This window comes from Microcoleus sp. B6-A1 (genome assembly GCF_036705085.1).
GTDB lineage: Bacteria > Cyanobacteriota > Cyanobacteriia > Cyanobacteriales > Microcoleaceae > Microcoleus.
Genome location: NZ_JAUBTU010000016.1, coordinates 75,577 through 98,386, shown reverse-complemented (window position 1 = coordinate 98,386; position 22,810 = coordinate 75,577). Strand labels below are relative to the sequence as shown.

General features: G+C 45.5%; 14 protein-coding genes. 7 read left to right on the top strand and 7 right to left on the bottom strand.

The genetic code is table 11. The features are described from left to right. Positions 1 to 200: 200 nt before the first annotated feature. Positions 201 to 1,001, bottom strand: a complete 801-nt coding sequence (locus tag QUB11_RS08275; protein WP_333390251.1) for a circadian clock KaiB family protein — start codon at positions 999 to 1,001, stop codon at positions 201 to 203. 68 nt (positions 1,002 to 1,069) lie between these two features. Continuing rightward, complete coding sequence (locus tag QUB11_RS08270) at positions 1,070 to 2,338, bottom strand: type IV pilus twitching motility protein PilT (RefSeq protein ID WP_333199459.1); 1,269 nt, start codon at positions 2,336 to 2,338, stop codon at positions 1,070 to 1,072. Positions 2,339 to 2,641: 303 nt separating this feature from the next. Here QUB11_RS08270 and QUB11_RS08265 point away from each other — a divergent pair, with 303 nt between their 5' ends. The 4 genes from QUB11_RS08265 to QUB11_RS08250 all read left to right on the top strand — a co-directional run bounded on the left by QUB11_RS08265 (position 2,642) and on the right by QUB11_RS08250 (position 11,696). Further along, on the top strand, positions 2,642 to 4,039 hold the full coding sequence (locus QUB11_RS08265; RefSeq protein WP_333199461.1) for an amidase: 1,398 nt from the start codon (positions 2,642 to 2,644) through the stop codon (positions 4,037 to 4,039). A 301-nt stretch (positions 4,040 to 4,340) separates the two neighbouring features. Further along, positions 4,341 to 7,097 (top strand): NHL repeat-containing protein, encoded by a 2,757-nt coding sequence (locus tag QUB11_RS08260; protein WP_333390249.1) that lies wholly within the window; start codon positions 4,341 to 4,343, stop codon positions 7,095 to 7,097. 561 nt (positions 7,098 to 7,658) lie between these two features. After that, entirely contained in the window at positions 7,659 to 9,662 is a 2,004-nt protein-coding gene (locus tag QUB11_RS08255) for a cation:proton antiporter domain-containing protein (protein WP_333390247.1), read from the top strand. A 375-nt stretch (positions 9,663 to 10,037) separates the two neighbouring features. Continuing rightward, complete coding sequence (locus tag QUB11_RS08250; protein ID WP_333390245.1) at positions 10,038 to 11,696, top strand: alpha/beta hydrolase; 1,659 nt, start codon at positions 10,038 to 10,040, stop codon at positions 11,694 to 11,696. Between the two features lie 918 nt (positions 11,697 to 12,614). On the opposite strand, the gene ilvC is transcribed toward QUB11_RS08250, so the two are convergent. Next, complete coding sequence (gene ilvC, locus QUB11_RS08245) at positions 12,615 to 13,664, bottom strand: ketol-acid reductoisomerase (RefSeq protein WP_333199471.1); 1,050 nt, start codon at positions 13,662 to 13,664, stop codon at positions 12,615 to 12,617. A 309-nt stretch (positions 13,665 to 13,973) separates the two neighbouring features. Here ilvC and gloA2 point away from each other — a divergent pair, with 309 nt between their 5' ends. Together gloA2 and QUB11_RS08235 are read left to right on the top strand one after the other, a co-directional pair. After that, complete coding sequence (gene gloA2 / locus QUB11_RS08240) at positions 13,974 to 14,360, top strand: SMU1112c/YaeR family gloxylase I-like metalloprotein (RefSeq protein WP_333199473.1); 387 nt, start codon at positions 13,974 to 13,976, stop codon at positions 14,358 to 14,360. 118 nt (positions 14,361 to 14,478) lie between these two features. Next, the gene (locus tag QUB11_RS08235; RefSeq protein WP_333199475.1) at positions 14,479 to 15,771 is read left to right on the top strand and encodes an endonuclease/exonuclease/phosphatase family protein; all 1,293 of its coding nucleotides are present in this window, start codon (positions 14,479 to 14,481) and stop codon (positions 15,769 to 15,771) included. Between the two features lie 257 nt (positions 15,772 to 16,028). Here the strand turns inward: QUB11_RS08235 and QUB11_RS08230 are convergent, their stop codons facing one another. The 4 genes from QUB11_RS08230 to QUB11_RS08215 form a co-directional block, all read right to left on the bottom strand. Further along, entirely contained in the window at positions 16,029 to 17,699 is a 1,671-nt protein-coding gene (locus QUB11_RS08230) for a dynamin family protein (protein ID WP_333199479.1), read from the bottom strand. 12 nt (positions 17,700 to 17,711) lie between these two features. Next, positions 17,712 to 19,790 carry a dynamin family protein gene (locus QUB11_RS08225; protein ID WP_333199481.1) on the bottom strand — a complete coding sequence of 693 codons (2,079 nt, stop codon included), beginning with the start codon at positions 19,788 to 19,790 and terminating at the stop codon, positions 17,712 to 17,714. 33 nt (positions 19,791 to 19,823) lie between these two features. Continuing rightward, positions 19,824 to 20,156 (bottom strand): hypothetical protein, encoded by a 333-nt coding sequence (locus QUB11_RS08220; protein ID WP_333199484.1) that lies wholly within the window; start codon positions 20,154 to 20,156, stop codon positions 19,824 to 19,826. A 182-nt stretch (positions 20,157 to 20,338) separates the two neighbouring features. Next, the gene (locus QUB11_RS08215; RefSeq protein WP_333199486.1) at positions 20,339 to 20,860 is read right to left on the bottom strand and encodes a pentapeptide repeat-containing protein; all 522 of its coding nucleotides are present in this window, start codon (positions 20,858 to 20,860) and stop codon (positions 20,339 to 20,341) included. 227 nt (positions 20,861 to 21,087) lie between these two features. On the opposite strand from QUB11_RS08215, the gene QUB11_RS08210 reads away from it, so the two are divergent. After that, the gene (locus QUB11_RS08210) at positions 21,088 to 22,626 is read left to right on the top strand and encodes a SagB/ThcOx family dehydrogenase (RefSeq protein WP_333199488.1); all 1,539 of its coding nucleotides are present in this window, start codon (positions 21,088 to 21,090) and stop codon (positions 22,624 to 22,626) included. The last annotated feature ends 184 nt before the right edge of the window (positions 22,627 to 22,810 follow it).

The window sequence follows — 22,810 nt, the reverse complement described above, 5'->3', positions numbered from 1 at the left end:
GTCCCGCCCGTCCAAAAAGGACGGGCGGGACGCCCATCCCACAATAACAATTAAAATTGTAAGTTATTTAATTCGCGCTCCTAAGTAGAAAGCCAAACCACTTTTTGGGTGCAGGAATGAATGAATAAATGTTGTGAATTCTATCGCTACTAAAACCGCGATCGCCCCTATTAAATAATGGCAAATATCCTCGCCCCAATCTAAAATTCCGCATAGCTCAGCAGCCGCACTATTTTTTCATTATCGTTCAATTCGCCGACAATTCGTCGCACGGGTTTCGGCCAGATTTTAATCAAAGTAGGAGTTGCTGAAATCTGATCTGCCTCAGCTTGGTCTGGATGTTTCAAAACATCAATTACTTTTAAAGTGTAGGGACGATCGAGGCATTTCTCTAAGAACTGGTGTAAAGTTTCGAGGGTGCGTTCGGTGCTGGGGTTGCTGCCGGAAACAAACAGACGCAAAACGTACCCTTGAGTTTGTGGCGGTGGGGTGAGTGCTGTTGGTTTGGGAAGCCGAGTCTGCTGCGATGGCGGAAAGCCCAAGGGAGTTACTATCGAACTGTTCCAGTCCGATCGAGCTTCGGAGCTGGCATACTGTACAACTAAGTCGTGATTTTCCCAAAGTTCGGGGAATTGTTCGTGATAAGTAGCAATCGCCATCGGTTCGCACATTTCTTCGCTGCGGGGATGCCACACTAAGTCGCCAGTCCCAAAAATGGCGTTCAGCAGCGTTTGATGTCGCAGCACGGGGGGGTAAGCCTCCGCAGCAACCCGCACCTGCCGATCGCCTGGATCGAGCCAGGAGTCAACGGTTGCCGTGTAGCAAGGTATCAGAAAATGCGGCGGTTCCGACAAACCGAGGATCTCCTGTAGAGCTACGCACAACTGCAAATGCCAGCGAGTTTGCTTGTGGGGGTCTATGCAATAGATTAAGTCTCCCCCTGGTGTAAACAGCGCAATGCCTTTGAAAATTTCTGGCAAAATAGGGCGATCGACTTTCAATTCAGTACACCAATAACAGTTAACAGTTAACAGTTAACAGTTAACAGTTAACAGTTAACACTCGACCTTTAGACTCGACCTCGGAGCATCTGAGCCATTTCGTTCGGGAACGGCGAGTTCTCTACACAAAGTTCTTCAGTAATCCGACCTTCTTGATAAAGGCCGTAGAGCGACTTATTCATCGTCGTCATGCCTTCATAAGTATCTTTGATCATGATTTGATTGATTTCCTCATTCTGGCCCTTCAGAATGTATTCCTTAACCACGTCGGTATTGATCATAACGTCGTGGAAAGCAGCCCGCTTTCCGTCTGTGGTTTTGCACAGCAGTTGAGCAATAATCGCCACTAGGGATTCGGAAATTGAAACCCGTATGGCATCCTGTTCTTCCGCCCCGAACATATCAAGAATCCGGTTCAGGGTCTTAACCGCACTGTTCGTGTGCAGGGTTCCTGCAACTAAGTGACCGGTCTGAGAGGCTTTGAGGGCAATTTCCACCGTCTCTCTGTCCCGAATTTCTCCTACTAGCAGCATATCCGGGTCTTGTCGCAGAGCGCCTTTGAGAGCGCTCATAAACTTGAGGGTGTGCCTGCCGACTTCCCGGTGCTTAATCAAGGATTTTTTGCTTTCGTGTACGAATTCTACCGGGTCTTCGATCGTGATGATATTGTAGGCTTTATTCTTATTGATGTAGTCGATCATCGCGGCCAACGTGGTAGACTTACCCGAACCTGTCGGGCCTGTCACCAAAATCAGCCCTTTGTGGTAGCCACATATTTTCCTAAATACCTCCGGCAGTTTCAATTCCTCCATTGTCAAGATTTTGGCAGGAATTAGCCGCAGTACCATTGCCGGGCCGGCCAAGGAGTCCATGCAACTGATCCGAATGCGGACGAACCCGAAGTCGAAAGCGCCGTCAAAGTCTAGGGTTTTTTGGAAAATTTCAATTTCTTCATCGCTCATGCACTCCCGCAACCAGCCAAAAAACGTATCTAAATCCGTCGGTGGATAGCCGATGTCGGCAATCTCGCCCCGCTTGCGGAAGCGGGGAACTTCGTTTACTCCGAGGTGAAGGTCGGATACTCCTTCTTCTTTGGCTCGCATGACTAGCTCTTTCAAAGTCGGAGCTCCGCCGCTGCTAGATATCGGGCTTTTAGGTGTGGCGAAGGATTGCGGCGCTGGTGCGGGTGGCGCTGCTGGTGCTGGTGCGGGCGGCGGTGCTGGTGGCATTCCTGCTGCTCTGGGGGGCATCCCGGGAGCTGGAGGGCGGGGCATTCCGGGCGGTGGGGGGGCTCCGGGTACGGGCGGGCGAGGAGCTGGCGGATGCTGTTGTGTCATATGCGCTACCTTAAGTTGGTGAGAAGGCTGACTCGAACAGATGATTTGTGGGAGTTGAACAATGCCGATCGCCATTGTGCGTCTCTTGCACAAAAGCTTAACTGTTGTTCTCAGTCTATCCTAAGAGGGGGTCGTAGTGCTGCACTAATAAGGAAATATTCTGCCAATTGGAGGATGCGATCGCTCTCGATACGCCCGAATATGGATTCTCCACATTTTTGGATAATTTTTTTTAATGAAAAAAGTTTTCCGCAGCAAAGCAGTATAAATTGATACTTTACAAAATATTAAGGAGTTAAAGGGATGAATTCTGTCGATCGGGCTTTTACTCCAGCTCTGGAGTTGGCGGAGTCGATCCGCACCCTGGAAGTGTCGCCTTTAGAAATTGTAAATCTGTACTTGGAACGCATTGAGCGATTAAACCCTGAGCTGGGCAGTTATTTTACAGTAACGGCCGAGCGGGCGATCGCCCTAGCTAAATCTCAAACCGAACAACTAGCTGGGTTAAACAAGCCACAGGAATTGCCACCTTTTTTCGGAGTGCCCATTGCGATTAAAGACTTGACACCAGTTACCGGCGTTCCGTGTACTTACGGCACTCAGGCTTTGCTGGGTAACATCTCTGCCTACGACGAGTCAGTAGTATGGCGGATCAAAGCAGCAGGATTTAACATTCTGGGAAAAACAGCCACCTCTCAAATTGGCTCATTACCTTACACCGAACCCCCAGGTTTCCTGCGGGCGCGCAATCCCTGGAATTTAGAGTATACGCCCGGAGGTTCCAGCGGAGGCTCAGCGGCCGCTGTAGCAGCGGGTTTGTGTGCGATCGCCCAAGGTTCAGACGGCGGCGGTTCGATTCGAGGCCCAGCTTCCTGCTGCGGTTTAGTGGGCATTAAACCGTCGCGGGGGCGAGTTTCCTGGGCACCTGTCGGAGATTACCTCAGCGGCATTTCGGCCAACGGGCCACTGGCGCGCACTGTAGCTGACGCCGCCGCACTTTTGGACGTGATGTCAGGCTACACAACAGGCGATCCGTACTGGCTACCCGATTCAAATCCGACGTTTTTAGAGGCTTCCACTCAAGAGTTAGGCAAGCTACGAATTGCTTTTTCTACCAGTATTTCCCCTGTGGGCGAGGCTTCGGCTATCTGTCAGCAAGCGGTACTCGAAACCGTTAAGTTACTGACTGATTTGGGTCACGATGTCGAACCGGGATGCCCTGATTTTACGGGTTTAATCGAACCGTTTATCGCAATTTGGCAGTCTGGGGCGGCGGCAAGCGGCATTCCAGGCCCTGCTTTGGAACCGATGAATCGCTGGCTGTTAGAAAGAACTATTTCGGCTGGGGAATATTTACGGGCGGTGAATCAAATGCAGGTTATTTCACGGCGGATTGTGGGATTCTTTGAAAAATTTGATGTGTTAGTTTTGCCGACTTATATGCACTCGCCAATCCGGGTTGGGGAGTGGGCGGATTTGAGTTTTGAAGAAACTTTGCAGCGCATTATTAATTGGGTAGCTCCTTGTCCGCCGTTTAATGCTAGCGGTTTGCCTGCGATCGCACTTCCTGCCCTTTTAGATAACAACGGTTTGCCCGTGGGAATTCAAATTATCGGGCGGCCGGCGGCGGAAGCAACTTTAATTGCTTTAGCGGCGCAGATGGAAGCGGCGAAACCTTTCCCGGTTTTAGATTTTAAATAGGGAATAGCAAGGGATAAAAGCACGTTTCCCTGTTTTAGGGGTATGCCAAATCAGGATTTGTGTGCGGGGAACTAGAAATCGGGTTTTTCGCATAAATTTTTATTGACTGTTGACTGTTTGACATTTGAACAATATTGATGCAACGGCAAACGATAGGATTGAGAAAGGGGACAAATTTCAGGTTTAATTTGGGTAATAAAAAAATATAAAACACTTCTTAATGTACTTGACTTGTTTGGAAAAGAGGGTATAATTCTTTCAAATTAATTCCCGATGGCGGGTGTATCTAAAAAAATAGCTTATGTTTAACACAGCAGGACGGTTTCCAGAAAATCCGATTCCGGGAAATGTTGCGGGTGTTTCAGCGGAAATACTAGACTTATTCAGTAAGTTCGATCGCTTAAATCGGATCAGCCAAAGTGCCGTCGGCGATACCAATGGTTTATTTAATACCAGCTACGATTTGACTCAAAAACCCGATGGGGCGGCGGCTGCGACTGGTAGTGCGATCCTCTACGAGGGCTTCGCTAACGGCCTTTTTGGGCCATCCACCGACTTCGGTCTCCAATCGTCAGGAAGCGACAATATTAAAGTTGATAGTAGTCTAAAATCCCAGACCGCTACCTCCACTCAAGGTGAGATAGACGAACTGACAGGGATGGCTTTACCTGTTGGTGAACTCTCCCTATCCCAAACTTCTTCCCTATTTCCTGATGAAAACTGGGCTTTCAATTTTAAAGATTACACCATCGAACACCAAGGTTTAAACACCCTCAACCTCAAAGTTGGTTACGGGTTAAAACCGGGAATTACCCCGAACGAATATCCAGATTTTGTTCCCATTTACCAAAGTATTGATAATTTCCTAGTTAACTACCCGAACGAAACAGATTTTTGGGAAATTCTAAACAAAAATTTGACAGAAAAGGTGCTTAATGAAAATCCGGTACTGACAGATGTTACGATTCAACTGGAAGTTTTGCCAACAGAGAGATTGCCCTACGATCGCGCCAGTACAGTTTTCCGCAGTCAATCGGGCAAAATCACAGAAGATTGGAATTTTTCAGTCAAAGACTACGCAATAAATCACCAAGGATTGAACAAGCTCAATCTCGATATAGATTACCAGTACAAGCCGGAAATCGCTCCCAATGAATATCCCGATTTCGTGCCAATCTACAAGAGCATTGATAACTTTTTAACCACATATCCGAACGAAACTGATTTTTGGGAAATTGTCAATAAAAACTTGACTCAAAATATCCTCAACGAAAATCCTGGATTGGCGGCAATCAAGATAGATTTCAACGTTCTGCCAAGCCAAACCTTGCCCTACAACCGCACCAGCAAAGTTACTCGCACTCAACCCAGCAATCCTCAAGGAACTTTCCTAGTTGGCAATAGCCGGGGAAATAATGTACTTCGGTTTGACGGCAATACCGGCAATTTTCTAGGCGAATTTATTCCACCGGGAAGCGGCGGTTTGTCCAATCCAGATACGATCGTTTTTGGGCCAGATGGCAATGGCGATGATAAGTCGGACATTTACGTTACTAGCGGCGACAAGCCCGGAAATTCGGGAGAACCGACAGCATCTGCGGTATTGCGGTATGACGGAATTACTGGCGCATTTATTGACAAGTTTGTCGGGGATAATCCGAACACGGCGGTCGATGAAACTGGCGGATTGTTTCGCCCTTACGGTTTAGCTTTTGGCCCTGACGGTAATTTTTATGTCAGCAGTTTTTTGAGTGACCAAATTCTGCGATATAACGCCAAAACAGGACAGTTTATTGATGTATTTGCTTCGGGAAATCAGCAAGCGGGAGGATTGAATGGCCCGAACGGTTTACTGTTTGCTCCTGACGGCAATTTGTATGTGACAACGCAGGGGAGTGTTGCTCGCAATGGTAAAGCAGATTATAGCGCAGGTTTCCCCAGTCAGGTGCTGCGTTACAACCCGCAAACCCGGCAGTTAAGTATCTTTGCTTCGCCCGATCCTTCGCCTCGGAGTCAGGGATTTACAAGTCTTTTGGGAATGGCAATCGGGCCCGCTGACGGCGACCTTTATGTCAGCGATTTTGCTAACGATATCAGGCGCTACAATTTAAAAAGTGGGGAATTGGTCAAGGTTTTATCTACCAATTATACTGATACTTCGCCCAGTAGCAATTATGTAGGTAGTTTGGCCTTTTCGCCGATCGGCAATTTGTTTGCAGTTGGCTTTGACAACCGCGCTAATGCTAACGGTGCCGGCGCTGTTTTGCGGTATAATGGCAAGACTGACGAACCGCTGCCAATATCGGGAAATCCTGGATCGAGTAACAGTTCTATTTTTGTCCCTCCCGACAGCAAGCTACAGCGTCCAATAGGAATTTCTTTCTTTCCGTCCGATGCTCAACTGACGCAGAAATGGAATTTTACATTGGCAAATTACCCAATTAATCATCAAGGGTTAAACAACCTGAATATTGATGTAAATTATCAGTACAAAGACGGGATTCAAAATTCTGAGTATCCTGATTTTGTGCCGATTTACAAGAGCATTGACAATCTTTTAGTTAACTACCCGAACGAAACTGATTTTTGGGAAATTGTTAACAAAAATCTGACCGAAAAAGTGCTTGCTGACAATCCGGCAATTTCGTCGGTGACGGTTAATTTGGATGTTTTACCGACGAACCGATTGCCTTACGATCGCAGCAGTACCGTTACTCGCACTCAAGATGGTAAATTAGGTGAAGCATGGGATTTCAAGATTCCTAATTACTCGATCGATCACCAGGGTTTGAATAACCTCAATATGGATGTCAAATATCAGTACAAACCAGGAATTACGCAGGATGAGTATCCAGACTTTGTGCCGATTTACAAAAGCATCGATAGTTTCTTGACTAATTATCCCAATGAAACAGATTTCTGGGAAATTCTTAATAAGAGTTTGACGCAAAAGCTGCTAGCCGAAAATCCGGCTTTGGATTCGTTGCAAATTAATCTGGAGGTTTTGCCGACAAACAGATTGCCTTACGAGCGAGCTAGTATTGTGTCGCTCGCTTAGCCTCTTATTGCAAATTAGATGGACAAATTTTGACAACAAATACATACTTAGCTACCGTAAGGATACGGCTAAGTATGCTGCGTTAAAACCGCGTTTGTGCGCGTCCAAGACTAACCCATTTAAATTGTCTGTGGTGGTGAAAAACCCGGTCTAATTCAGAAACCGGGTTTCTGAATTAGACCGAGTTTGCCAAGCTCCATCTGGGGAATATATGCCTGTCTCCCCTGCATTTGATACCTAAATAGTGGTGGACGCAAATAGGCACAAAAACCCGGTTTTGGCGTTAACGTCGATCGCTCACAACCTGTTATTTTGACTCTTAACCGGGTTTTTGTGCCTCCCAGACTGAAAAAGATAGTTTTTTTATCGGAGTTCGTGAAGCACTCAATTTCTAGTCATCAAACCCATATTTTACCAATAAAGCCCGTTGCTCCCGCCCAGGCTTACTTATTAAAAATTACGCTGTCGATTATTGATAATACCTCTTTAGATTGATAGACATTTTGATTATTTCCTTTTAAATATGGTAGCAGTTCGCTGCCAATATTTAGGGTGAAATTTATGTTAACTTCCGGCCCGATTACCGCTCCCGTTCCCGTTTTTCTAGTTCTTTTAGCAATCATGCTACTCGCGCCGCTGTTATTTGAGCGCTTGCGACTACCGGGAATAGTCGGTTTAATTATTGCTGGCGTAATCGTCGGGCCCAACGGTCTCAATTTGCTGCAACGGGACGCTACTATTGTTTTGTTAGGTACTGTAGGATTGCTGTTTTTGATGTTCCTAGCGGGACTGGAAACTAGCCTCGACGACCTCAAACTCAATGCGGACAAAGCTGTCATTTTTGGGCTGGCTACTTTTTCGCTACCGATGATATTGGGGACAGCAGCGATGCTGCTGTTGGGATATAGCTGGCTGGCTGCAATTTTAGTCGCTTCTTGTTTTGCTACGCACACCCTTTTAGCGCTGCCAATTCTCACAAAATTGGGATTGATGCGAACTCAGACTATTACTGCGACTTTGGGCGGGACTTTAATTACGAATGTGTTGGGATTGTTGGTGCTGGCCATTGTTGTCAAAGCTTTCAAAGGAAATCTCACTCTCGATTTTTGGCTGTTTCTAATTCCATCTCTTGCTATCTACACTTTTGGTACTTTGTGGGGAGTTCCCAAAATCGGTCGCTGGTTCTTTAAGAAATTTGGGCACGACGAAAATGCAGAATTTATATTTGTATTGGCAACCCTCTTTCTAGTTTCTTACGCAGCAGAACTAATTGAAATTGAGGCAATTATTGGTGCATTTTTATCGGGGATTGCGATTACTCAAATTATTCCCAAAATGAGTCCCCTGATGAATCGGATTGAGTTTATTGGCAATACGCTGTTTGTGCCGTTTTTTCTGATTTCTGTGGGGATGTTAATTGACCCGCTAATTTTGGTAAAGCAGCCGCAGTCTTTGTTGGTGGCGGCGGTGATGATTTTAGCTGAGGTGGTGAGCAAGTTTTTGGCAGCTTGGATACCGGGGAAATTATTTCGTTTTGAGTTTCCCAGCATTATGGTAATGTTCGGTCTTTCTGTTGCTCAAGCTGCTTCTACTTTGGCGGCGATTACGGTTGCTTTTGAGATTAAATTGGTCGATCGCGTAACGGTGAACGGCATCATTGCCATGATTTTAGTAACTTGTGTCGCTTCTCCTTGGATTGTATCTCGGTGGGGTCAACAAATGCAGCAGCCGGGGTCGAGTTTGCCGGCTGCTACTTCGGGAAAGCATTCCTGGGGAGACCGAGTTTTAGTGCCTGTTGCTAATCCGAATACGGAAGATAATTTGCTGCGTTTGGCTTTGATTTTAGCAAAAACATCTCACGGAACTTTGCTGCCGCTGCATATTTTGTCCGATCGCGGGGAAGCAATTTCACCGGCAGATAAAATGCAGCAAACTCAACTTTTGACGGCTGCGGAAACTGTCGCCCATGCTGCTGCTTGTGCGGTTGAACCGATCGCGAGGATAGATGATGCGATCGATCGCGGAATTCTGCGGAGTGCAACCGAACGCGAGGCTAGTTTAATAGTTTGCGGTTGGAAGGGATTTTCCACGACTCGCGACAATTTTTTTGGCAGCATCATTGACAATGTGGTAAGGCGATCGCCCGTACCCGTACTGATTGCTCGATTTCCCGATCCTCTCCAGAATACAGCCAGAGTTATTTTGGCGGTAACTGACAGCGAGTTGACTCGGTTTGGATTTCAGGAAACCGTGGGTATTGCTAAGAGTTTGGCTGAGGAACTTAAGGCGAGTTTGCAAGTGTTGTTGGTGGCGACACAACGGGAGAAAAGCAACCAAAGTGGGGCGGAGGTGGAAATTCTCTCTGAGATACCAGTAAATCGGGTGCGGGGAAATTTTATCAAGCTAGTTTCGCAGAATTTGTTAGAACACGATTTGCTGATTTTAACAACAATTTCTCAGCAACAGAATATGTGGGAAAAACCAGGAACTCTCAAAGAACCGGAAGCGATCGCCCGGACTCACCAAAATATTTCGATGCTTGTTGTTTATTTTCCTGTATCTTGAGGAATATTTGAACCGCAGATGATGTTATAAATCTGCATTGATCTGCTGTTAAAATTTAATCCTCATCCATCCGATGCAACCGTCCATGAGATAACTAACTCCCGAAGTTTGTAAGTTTCGGGCTGCCGATTAATATCAAATCCGTGGGTACCGACACTATTTATCTCTCTCTTCTCTTCCTGGGCGCCCTCTGCGCCCTCTGCGGTTTAATCATTCAAAAACAACCCGCCTAAAGCCCGGACGATCGCACTTTTCCAAACTAATTTCGATCGCACTCCGATGCAGGCAATTTCTCGGCATCTAGGACAATTTCTCGCTATCTGGGAGAATTTTGAGAATATGGTGATATACCCCCTCTAGTTCAATAAGGTAAAAATGAGCATCAGACCAAATTTCAGATGGTTTTCTTCAGTGGCGAGTGTTTTGGGTTCGATTTCGATCGGCACTTTCAGCGACGCGACATCCTCTGTAAAAGCGGCAGAAACGGTTGTTATCCGCAAAGGTATTTTAGAAACGTCAATATCGGTTGCGGATTTGCGCGAACTCGCAGAAACAGGAAAAGTCCCGGCAAAACTGCAAGCTTATGCCAATCTCTTGTCTGACGAACAGCGGAGTAAAATTTTTCGGGCGCTGCAAGCGAAAATTCCCCTTAATGTAGTCGGCCTGAGCAACTTGCTAAATACGGGGATCGGCACTGGCATCCTGACGGATTTGACTACTGTCATACCCAGGCGCGACGGTGGGGGTGTGGAAGCGCTGCGAGCCGCTCTGGTGCAGGGAGCAAAGGCGCCGGAAGGCTTATCGATATTGAGTTTCATTGAATCTTATCCGAGCTCGCGGGTCGTGGTGGATCTCGATCGAGCTTTCGCAGTTTTGGGAAATATGAACGTAAGTTTTTGGCAAACTCAGCGCTTTATGGCGGCGATCGCACCTCAGTTAGCAGCGGTTAAACCCGCGTTTAAGCTGCCTTTCGATCCAACCCTGCCCGGCCCTAATGTCGTGCAGGTACGGGCGCTAGATTTGAACGATAGCGCCCGCAATCGACCTATTCCAGTTGATGTGTACTGGTCGGAAGCTGCGACAGCCGACAAACCGACGATCGTCTTTTCTCACGGCTTGGGTTCCGTCCGCACGGATTTGCGCTATTTAGCCGAGCATTTGGCGTCTCACGGCTATGTGGTAGCAGCTTTAGAACATCCGGGCAGCAACGAGACGAATACCAATGCTGCGATGGCGGGGAAGTGTCCGTTGCTAGCTCCTCAAGAGTTTTTAGACCGTCCCAAAGATATCAGTTTTGTACTCGACGAACTGACAAAATTGAACCAAACTGATGATAACTTGCAGGGGAAAATTGCGATCGACCGATCGGTAATAATTGGTTATTCCTTTGGAGGCGCTACAGCCTTGTCCGTGGCCGGCGCCGAACTGCAATTGAGCGGACTCAAACAAAGGTGTCAGGGGGATTTGATTGGGTTCAGCTTAGGCGAAGGCATTCAGTGCGCGGCGGCTGGATTGCCCGAAGAACGGTATCAATTGCGAGATGGCAGGATTAAAAGGGCGATCGCCATGAATCCGATCGCATCATTATTATTTGGAGAAACGGGCTTAAGTAAAATTAAGATTCCCACCTTAATAGTAGCATCTTCTGCGGACAAAACAACTCCCGCCTTAGCAGAACAAATTGCCGGCTTTCCGAAAATTCCATCTCCTAAATGGCTAGTTGGTTTTGTAGGAGGAACGCACTTAAGCGTCAAAGATCCGAGTACAACTTTAAACCAAGTTCGCAGACCTAACACAGTAATTAGCGGCGATGAAGTTGTCGGCGACCAAGCTGTTAGCATACGCAATTATATTAAAGCTATAAGTTTAGCCACGGTCGCTCAACTGACAGCAGAAGCTGACAAATATGCAGTTTTTCTTACGCCCGAATACGCGCAATTAGCTTCCACAGCGGCAATCCCGGTGCGGCTCGTAACAGAAATTTCCCCGGAAATTCATACAGTAGTGCAAACTTTTATTCAAGGGAATAAGTAGTGATTAGTGATTAGTGATTAGTCATTAGTCATTAGTCATTAACTAATATGATCTCCGGTCAATTACCCGAAATTAGGTAGGGGCGGGTTCACCAACAATATCTGCCAATAATTGACAATCTCAAAAACCCGCCCCTGCGGGGATATTATGGTCAATCGATCGGACATGATATAATATCAAATCCGGTGACATCGGAATTGATATTACCCACAGTCAGGACACCGGGCCGTGCCGTTTTCCTACAATTAATCGGGCGATGGTTACATCTTTCATCGAAGAAGATTGATGATTTTGGGGTAGGGAAACGGCACGGCCGCGTCCGAGATTGCTGAGGTCTATTTTTCTTCTTAAGCTATTTCTGATATTTTTTGTCCGTGCAAGGGCAAAATATAAGCAACCGCTTTCACAAACTCTACTCCCAAACTGCGATGCCTAAAAAAAATATTATCCCGCTATTGCTGCTGTTTGTAGCCCTGTTTACCCTTTACGGTGACACTTTAACTTTTCTCCCCAAACCTGTAAGAGATACTAGCGTAGCAAGTCGAAAGTTCTTCGTCGGGTTGTGGCCTTCGTGGGTGAAGCCGAAAGATTCAAACAAGCAAAGGGAGAAGGAGATTGAAAACTTGGAAAAAAGTCCTAGTCCCAGTCGATAGTTTTGAGCTACCAGCGAGAAACCCGGTTTCTCTAATAATACCTAGCCATTTTCTTGTAGGTTGGGTTAAGCGAAGCACAGCCAAACAAGACGATTTGAGATTGTAGATTTGAGATTTTTCCTCCAATCTCAAATCGATTAAACTTGAGATTTTAGATTTTCCTCAAAGCAGTAAGGTGTGCAATGCACACCCTACAGATAGAGGTTATGCCTCCAGGACTGTTTTAGATTGGTCTTCCCATCTAAAATCTAAAATCTAAAATTGATTAGGCGTGCTTTTTCAACCAGCTAAACATAGCTCGCAAATCTTTACCAACTTCTTCAATAGGATGTTCTGCTTCCTGACGGCGCATGGAGGTAAAGCCCGGTTTGCCGGCTTGGTTTTCGAGAACGAATTCGCGGGCAAATTGGCCGGATTGAATTTCGCTGAGAATTTTACGCATTTCGGCGCGGGTTTGATCCGTGACGATGCGGGGGCCGCGAGTTAAATCGCCGTATTCTGCGGTATTGGAGATGCTGTCGCGCATTTTGGCGAGGCCTCCTTCTACTATTAAGTCAACGATAAGTTTAACTTCGTGCAAACATTCAAAATAAGCTAATTCCGGTTGGTATCCGGCGTCAACTAAAGTTTCAAATCCAGCTTTAATTAAGGCGCTCAAACCGCCGCACAAAACTACTTGTTCGCCAAAAAGATCCGTTTCTGTTTCTTCGCGGAAAGTGGTTTCCAGGATGCCGGCTCTGGTGCCGCCGATACCTTTAGCATAGGCCATTGCCCGATCGCGCGCTTGACCGGAAGCATCTTGATATACTGCAAACAAACTCGGAACACCTTCCCCTTGTTCGTAAGTCCGTCGCACCAAGTGTCCTGGGCCTTTGGGGGCAACCATTACTACGTCTACATTGGCAGGGGGAACAACTTGGCCGAAGTGAATGTTAAAACCGTGAGCAAATGCTAAAACATTTCCTTCAGAAAGGTTCGGTTCGATTTGTTCTTTGTAAATAGTTTTTTGAACTTCATCAGGCAATAAAATCATGATGAAGTCAGCGGCGGCGGCTGCTTTGTCTACCGGGTGAACTGTTAAACCCGCGTCGGTTGCTTTGGCGGCAGATTTGCTACCGGGATACAAACCGACAACGACATTCATGCCACTGTCTTTGAGGTTAAGCGCGTGGGCGTGTCCTTGGGAACCGTAACCGATGATAGCCACCGTTTTGTTGGCTAAGAGGTCTAGGTTCGCGTCGGTGTCGTAATACATACGGGCCATAGTGCTTGTCTCCTGAGATGCAAATTGGGTGATTGACTGCAAAACTCTCATTTTATCAAGGTAGGGTACTTTTTTTACAGAATTTTTTTTATTAAGATTTGAGCGGGGGAAAATAAAGGGATCTCGCGCTGAATTTAGCGGGGTTGGTGGCGGAGTCTGCGATCGTCAAATATAATTGTCAATAGCGTGCTGTGCATTTGAAAAAACCTCACATCTTGCACGATTCTCAAGAACAGGCTGGACGGCCTGTTCCACAAAGAGTAAATTTTTTTGTGGAACAGGCCGTCCAGCCTGTTCATAAAAAGCTTATTGAGAATGGTGCAGCATATCAGAAAAACAAAACTAACTAACTTTATTCAGATGAAAATAAAAGCAATCCATCATGTGGCGATTATTTGCTCGGATTACGCAGTGTCGAAAAAATTCTATGTAGAAGTATTGGGATGTTCCATTATCAAAGAAACTTTCCGAACCGAGAGGAATTCTTACAAACTAGATTTGCGAGTCGGAAACGGCGACACCATCGAGCTTTTCTCATTTACCCATCCTCCTGAAAGAGTTAACAATCCTGAAGCTTGCGGTTTGAGACATTTAGCTTTTGCAGTGGAGGACATAGAAGCATCCGTTGCTTACTTAAAATCCCAACAAGTAGAAGTAGAAAACATTCGCCTTGACGAGATTACACAAAAACGGTTTACATTTTTCAGAGATCCCGACAACTTACCCTTAGAAATCTATGAAATTTAAGGAGTATCCCAATTTTGTAAAGTCGATCTTAAGTCAATAGGTGGGGTGTGCATTGCCCTAAAAACTGCATGATTCATTCCCAATCTAAAATCTAAAATCTAAAATCTAAAATTGTATAATGGACTCTATCATCAGAAACACAATCACGCTCGGATTGCCGGCTTTAATGCTATTTATAGCTATAGCAGCTACAGGGAAAACAGGTGATGCAGCCGTTTGGTCGGGTTTGGTCAAAGTCGGCGGTTCCTTTGGTATGCTGATCGGTTTAGGTGTGTTGGTATTTGTAGGATTTATTGCCAATTATTTTAGTTATTTTGTGGTAGATAGCTTGCTGGTGAGGTTTTATCAAAAACGGCGAGTGTTGGAACAGCCAGAACAACTGGTAACAGAAATTGATAAATTGCCGATTACCAACGACCTCAAAATTAAGCTGAAATGGGCGGTGATGCACAGCAATCCCAACAAAAACCTTAGCTTGAAGCACATAATTTTAAAATGGTTTATTATCGCAGCAACTGTAAATGCCGTATTGTCAATAGTCGGTTATTTGGGAGAATTCAACATTTTTTTTGAATTGAGTTCTCATTTTAAACTACAATATCTGCTGGTTGGTTTCTCTACTTTTATATTCTTCGCTCTCGTGCGCTCAAAAAAAAAATGGCTGCTGGTGAGCGCATTTTGCATTATCATTAATTTGGCGGAAATTGTTCCTTGGTATTTTCCAGCGCCAGCAGTTGCCGGAGCAAATCCCGGACACAACTTGCGGATTTTGCATTCAAATGTTTTAAGGGCTAATCGGCGATATTCTGAGGTGATATCGCTGGTTAAAGCAGAACAACCTGATATCGCGGTTTTTGTAGAAGTCAACTCATCTTGGGCAAAACAGTTATCAGTTTTAAGCGAGATTTTTCCTTACTCTTCTACCCAGCAAGAATCTGAGAGATTTGGCAGTGCAATATACAGCAAGCTGCCTTTAGAAAATTCTTCGGTTCAAGCCTTTTCAAAGCGAAGAAAGAGCTTGTCGGCGGATGTTAAATTTCAAGGTAAAATCATTTCTCTGATTCTTGCTCATCCGACTGTGCCAGTCAAACAGGAGAGTTTTATCAATCGCAACCAACAGCTAGCAGGCATCGGCGAGTATGCAGCCCAAGTAAAAAATCCGCTGATTGTGGTTGGAGATTTAAATACCACAATGTGGTCGCCATTCTACAAAAATATGGTAAAAACCGCAAACCTGCGAAATGCGCGATCGGGCTTTGGCATTTTACCGACTTGGCCGACTTTTATGCCGCTGGCTTATATTCCGATCGATCACTTTCTAGTCAGCAAAGAAATTGGTGTTTTGAAGATTCGTACTGGCCGCAATGTCGGTTCGGATCATTTGCCGTTAATTACAGATTTGGTCATTTGAAGGAAGTTAAAGCAGTGACTGATTAGAACTCCGATGTTTCATTATTTTTAGGAACGGGCAAGATGCCCGTTCCACAATAAAACTGAATTGTTGTGGAACAGGCCGGAAAGCCTGTTTTTCCCACAATAAAACTGAATTTTTGAAGAACAGGCCGGAAAGCCTGTTCTTCCCACAATAAAACTGAATTTTTGTGGAACAGGCATCTTGCCTGTTATTGATGATTTGATAGTGCCATGAAAGTAATATAAAATCTCAAATCATATAACTTTTGTTCTCTCCAATTGTGCTTCTAAGTTATCGATTAAATTATTTACTAACTGTAACTGGTACTGTTGAAAATTCATATTTAATGGCTCTTTGCTGTCTTGAAAACAGATAACTTTTCCGGCGATTTCCTTGTAGTGTTGCAGCATGGAAAAAGTATCGGTACTGAAGCGAGCGAGATAGTTTTTAGCAGCCTCGCTGCAAATTTCCGTTACTTGATTTAGATAAGCTTCTGACGATTCAGGCGGCTTTTCATACCCTGTTCTTTTATTCAAAATATAGCTAGCACCGCCGACTACTGCGGCTCCCACGGGCCCGCCCAATAGCCAACCTAAGCCTGTGGCGATCGCCACAGGAGTCACTTCGCCCTCGATCGACTTTTGAGCTGGAGGTGGCGGCGGCTCCGGTAAACTGACTTGCGGGGATGGAGGAAAGGAAATCAAAAGTGCGATCGGCTGTTCTTTCTCAAAGAATTCGCAAGCTTTATTTACCCATTCTGCGATGGTTTGCTGCTGATGTAAGACCTCTCGCTCAAATTTTAGCTTCCAGGCGTCAAAACTTCCTTCCTGGAGCGACAGCGCCATTTCCGATTGATACCGCTGCAAAAGTGTGGGTTGGTAAAGCCAAATCTCGAAGTCGGAAACGCTGGCTTGAAAGCCTTTTGATATCAGTTTTTCGGCTTTTTGTTTAATTTCAATTTTGTCTTTGTGCTTCTTTTGAGCTGCGGCTATTTCTGCGGTGACAGTTTCAGCTTTGGCTCGGAGAGAGTGGCAAATTTTAGTAGCTATAGCTTCAATTCTGGGCAACTTAACTGCTAGTTGTTCCTGTTGAGCTGCCACAATACTTTGCAAAGCCGATTCAAAGCTGGCAATTCCTGTAGTTTGGGCGGCCGCCACATCTCCTTTCAGCCTCGCCCTCAAAGCCGGCAAAGCATCGACGCGGTAGATATTGCTGATATTGTTCGGCAAGTTCGAGCGAAAACTTTCGGCAACAAACAACAAGCGATTGTAAACTTGTTTTTGGTCGTCTGGTTCGAGTAGATTGAGAAAATTGGCAACAAAGACGACAGTGTTGATGTTGCGATCGCTCAACCAATCTCTCAAGTTCTCCCGTTCCCCTAAAGTCATCAATTTGCGAGCATCTAAAACCTGCACAACTAAATCAGCCGTTAGCAATTTATCTCTGACTAAATTATCCTGTTCTTCCCGGTCATTGGTTCCCGGCAAATCCAGCAATTCCACACCGGTTTGCAGGAATGGATGGGGACAGTAAACATTCACTGCCGCCACATCATCCCGCATTTGTTTCGCGTCGTCAAGGATGGCGTAGCGTTTCAACACATCAGTCCCCCGTTCGCTAATTTCCCTGCCGTCTTTCAGGGTAATTTTTGCGTGCAATTCCTCGCCGTAGTTGACATAAATGGCAGCACCTGTAGTCGGCACAAGGTCGATCGGCAAAGCACGATTTCCAAGCATTGCATTCAGCAAAGTTGACTTGCCGTAGTTAAACGGGCCAAAGACAGCAATTTGAAAAGTTGGTTTGGCGAGATAGTCGCAGATTGAGGTAGTATCTCGATACAGTTGGGAGTTTTTTTCAAGTTCGAGAATACCGAGTGCTGATTTGAGATTGTCGGTCAGGTATTGATAAATTTCGGGTTGTTGCATTGTTGTTTTATTTCATTTAGCGGATGCTAGGAAAGCTTGATATAGCGATTCAATACTCTGCGACTCGGCAGAAACATCAGCCTCCAATTTTTTCAACCGCTGCGATTCAGCCTGAAAATTAATCTCGCGAGATTCCTTTTGTTCCAGCAAATTATCTAACTCTGATTTCCGAGAAGTAATATCAGCATTCATGCGATCGCCCACTTCCCGCCCGTAAACATCAAAACACTCTTTCACAGCATCGTGAATCGGCTGCCACTGCTCTTGAGCCACCTGCGGCAGATATTTCACTAGCTCTTTTTTCGCCGCTTTCACCAACTGTTTGTGCGCTCCGTCTGCTTGCAAAACCCCAACACCCATCCCCAATAAAGCCAAGTACAGCGGCCCCAAAACAATCCCCGTCAAACTAGCAAGAATCGTACTGACGCTCAACACAGTGATTAAGTTGAGCAGGATATTTTTCCAATCAAAACCCGCTCCTGCCATTGCTACACCTGCCAGATTTCCAGTCGTTAACGAGAACAATCCCATCGCCCATTTTGCCCAACCTGGCGAGTTATCTTCGTTCGAGTTGCTGACTGCTGCTGGTATCTTTTGTCCCGTCAGTTTTTCGGTAATTTTTTCAGTCACTTTCGTGTAAGATGCTCCGTAATTTGCGGCACTTTTCGATAGCTGCGAAAATGCTGAATTCATTTCTTGTTCGGCCGTGAGAGTCCAAGCTGCTAGTTTGTCATTGATGTACTGCTCGAATGCTCGTTTGAGCGATGCTTCAAAAGCTTCTCGCTTGCCTTGGCTGAAGAAATCCAGAAATCTCAGTTCCGGTTGATACCGTAAGAAATCTGTTTCAAAGGTATTTTCTAAGTTAAGAACGTAGGCGCGGAAAGAATCTGCGATCGCCCGTGATTTACTATCTCTAACTTCGATAATTTCTTGTTGAAATTCATCGCGAATCTGAGTCAGCTTTTTAAACTCCGGCTCAACTGAATTAATCTTTTCCTTCAACTCATTGACATCGCGATCGAGTAATGGTAATCTGCGCCCAACAGCTTCGCGGACACGAGCAGAGATTTGACGCGCCAAAGTCCTCGCCGGACGCAATTCCGAAATCGCCCTTTCCTGCGTCAAAAACGTATTCAGTGCCGCCATAAACTCGGGAAAACCAGTTCCAGCCAAATTCGCATCCGGGTTTTTCATCCGCAACCTGAGCGCCTTAATTGAGGTAATTGCAAACACTCGCTCGTCGTAAATGTCGTGGCCTTCTGTTAAACAATATTCAGCCAAATTAGCTTGAAAAACCCGCCGCAGTTTCCCTTCTGCTTCTGCTAATTCTTCAGGATCATCCGGGTCTATCAAACTTTCCCGCACCTGATCCCAAGCATTTATCAGGAAGAAAATGCTCAATCCGCGATTTTTGATGTAATTTTCTAGATAGCGTCTTTCGCCCATTGTGCAAGGCTGAGTTGCCCTGAGCACAAACAAAATAGCGTGGCAGTTGTTGATGTAACCGAGAGATAATTCATTGCGGGCTTCTGTATCGTTAAGTCCGGGACTGTCTACTATTTCTATGCCTTTTTCTAGCAAAGGTAAGGGATATTCTACTACGGCGCAATCGATATCTGGAAATGCTGGTTTCTTTTCTTCTTCTAAGCGTTTTGCCTCAGCGGGGTCAATTGTGTAGTTCTGTTTAAAACTTTTAAAATCTAGCTGTTTTGGGCTTTTGCCGTCATTGAAATAAACGGTGACTTTTTTTTCTGAACCATAGCGCAAAATCGTCAGCAAAGCTGTACAGGGATTTACATCGCTGGGCAGTAAGTTTTCGCCGATTAACGCATTGAGAAAAGTGCTTTTACCGCGTTTCATGTCGCCTAGCACTAGCAGCCGAAAGACTCCTTGGCGCAAGTTTTTACTGGCGACATCAATGTCGGCGTTGTCTGTTTCTAAACCGAGTTTTCCCGATGCTTCTCCTCCTGCTAATTCTGATTGGTTGATGGCTGTGGCGATGTTGCTGAGGCGAGTGGCAATTTCTCGGCGCACGGCGGCTACTCGCTCTAAATCGTTGAGAAAGTTGCTAGTTTCTACTTTAAGGTTCATGGCTGTTTTCTGATAGTTTCCTGCTTGAGCTTTTCAACTTTTGTCTTCTTCAATAAACATTTTGTAAGCGATCCAAGCAATGCCTCCCACTATCAGCGCGGCTGCCAGCCAAGATGCTATGCGAACTGCAACGATAACAGCAATGACAATGCCTGTAAATTGAGCGGCTGCTATAATTTTTCTGCGCCACTGTTTGAGTTTGCCGTTAACTTGGCTGTCTGGTTCTTGGTACTTGCTTGTTAGATGTTCTGGCACGGAGCGGTCGATTTCGGATTCTAGTTCGCGGAGCCGAATTTCTTGTTCTCGCTTCCGCAGTTCTTGTTCTTTGCGCCGGAGTTCTCGGGATTTGTTGTCAGGAGAATTCATAAATTTTAGCCTGTTTTCCGCTGGAAAAATGTGTTATTTATTGTCAATGTTGCGGATCGATAAGTTCTCTACGACTGTAACTCACATTTTCCCGCCTGTCGAGAAATGTTAAGAAAATTTAAAAAGGGCGAGGGACTAATTAAGCCGATCGCCCTACGCCCTAGATTAGCCGCTGCAAATCCTCAATACCCTTCGGGCCCGATAGTAGTGCGATCGCACTCGGCTTCCGACAAATCAACCAAGCGCGATCGAAATAAGTTGCAGCCCGCTAATTGAGCTTGGCTTAACTTTGCTTTCTCCAAGTTAGCTCGGCTCAAATCCGCATATCTCAAATCGGCCTTAGTCAAATCTGCATTGTACAAATCGGCACCTTGCAAATTGGCTTTCTGCAAATTAGCACCTTGCAAATTGGCGTGACGCAAATTTGCTCTTGATAAGTTGGCTCTTGATAAAGTTGCTTCCGACAAGTTAGCTTGATAAAGTTGAATGTCGCCCAATTCAGCATCTTGCAAATCAGTTTTATAAAGATTGGCTTGAGTCAAATTTCCGTAGGGCAAATAAGCTCGCCTCAGAACGCTACCAGAAAGATTTATTTCTGTCAAATCTGCTTGAAACAAGTTATGTTCACTTAAGTCAACGGCGTTAAAGTTTCGCTGGCCATCAGCATACTGAGCAAGCAATTCCTCAGCGCTTAGCTTTTGCATTTTCATTCCTCATGACGACAGCTACTGCAGCCAATCCATAACAGTAATTAATGGTTATTATTCTGCGTATTTATACTTAGGCATATTCTTATGTTAAGCTTGTGTAACAACAGTCGCATTTTTTCTAAGATTTTTTTTATATTTGTAAATTTCTGCCTTGCTCAACCAGTAAGCGGTTAGTAATGTCAAGATCGATCGAGAAACCAAAGCCAATCCTCTACTGAAATATGCCAGAACTTCCTCTCTCCATTGCTCAGCACTACCACGAACGGACAAAATACGACCCTGAAACCATTGCTGCTAAAAGTAAACAGCTAGATTGGACAGAGCAACCTGTGCCTTTCAAAGAATATAAAATTGGAGCGTATTTTGACCTCAAGCCTTATCTAAAAGACCCCTCGGAGGATGCCGATGCCGATCCCGATGCCGCTTGGTGGCATCGGTTATCTAGCTTGTTGCTGTGCAGCTACGGGTTGACGGCGAAAGTGCAGACGGTAGACGACAGCTACCTGTATTTGCGATCCGCACCGTCGGCGGGTGGACTCTACCCAGCAGAGGTTTATTTAATCTCCCGTGGCACTGCCCAGTTGCCGGCCGGACTCTACAATTATCAGTGCAGAACTCATTCACTTGTTCATTTTTGGGACAGTCAAGTTTGGCCGACTTTGCAAGCAGCTTGTTTCCAGTCGCCAGCGCTAGAAAATACCCAATTGGCGATCGCCATTACCACTGTTTTTTTCCGTTCTTCTTGGCGTTACGAAGACCGAGCTTATCGGCGAATTTTTCTAGACACTGGCCATTTATTGAGCAATATCGAGTTAGCTTGCGCCGTCAACGATTACCGACCTCACCTGATTGGAGGATTCGCCGACGAAGCTGTCAATGAATTACTGTACATCGACTCGGAGCAAGAAGGAGCGATTTGTGTACTTGCTTTAGCCGACTTGCTAGATATTGACCAAAACTTGCCTAAATTTAAAACCGCTTTGCCCGGAAATACCACGACAGATTACCCAAAAATTTCCGAAGGTCAACTGTTAAAATACCTCCACAAAGCCACGCATTTAGAATCAGACCCTACCGGATCAGACGGCTGGAAAGTTGATGAAAGTGAAGGGGTACTAGAGGATAAATACAACTTTCCATTTTGTACTAAAGTTTCGACGGTCACTCCTTCGATTCCTTGGGGAGTGAACCTGGAAACTTTAGAAAACACTATGCTCAAAAGGCGTTCGACCCGTGCTTATACAGGTGCTTCTTTGAGCTTGGGCGAACTGCTAGCTATGCTGGATTTTACTTACCAGCCGCAGCACTATATCGACCAAGGATTAGACGGTTATCCAGACTATTTCGATCTAAGTTTGATCGAGACTTTTATTGCTGTTTCGGGAGTGCATGGGTTAGAAGAAGGCTGTTACTATTACGCTCCGAAAGCTCAAGAATTGCGGCAAATTCGGTTTAAAAATTTCCGCAGGGAACTGCATTTTTTGTGTTTGGGGCAAGACTTGGGCAGAGATGCGGGGGCGCTGTTGTTTCATACGGCGGATTTGAACAGGGCTGTAGCAAAATATGGCGATCGAGTTTACCGCTATTTGCACATGGACGCGGGTCATTTGGGCCAGCGGTTGAATTTAGCAGCTATGCAACTGCGTTTGGGTGTCAGCGGTATCGGGGGCTTTTTTGACGATCGTGTCAATGACGTTCTCGGTATTCCTGCGGGTGAGGCTGTGCTTTATATTACAAGTCTCGGAAGACCTCGATCGTGACAATAAGTTAGTTGTTATTTGTCAGTAGTATTGCTTCACTAAGCCCAGGCGCATCTAAATTTTACAGTCAAGTTTGATGAAATTAACATCTTAAACCATTCTCCAGAACAGGCAAGATGCCTGTTCCACAAAGAGTGAAATTCGGTGTTTCACTCTTAGTGAAATTATTGTGGAGTGGGCGTCC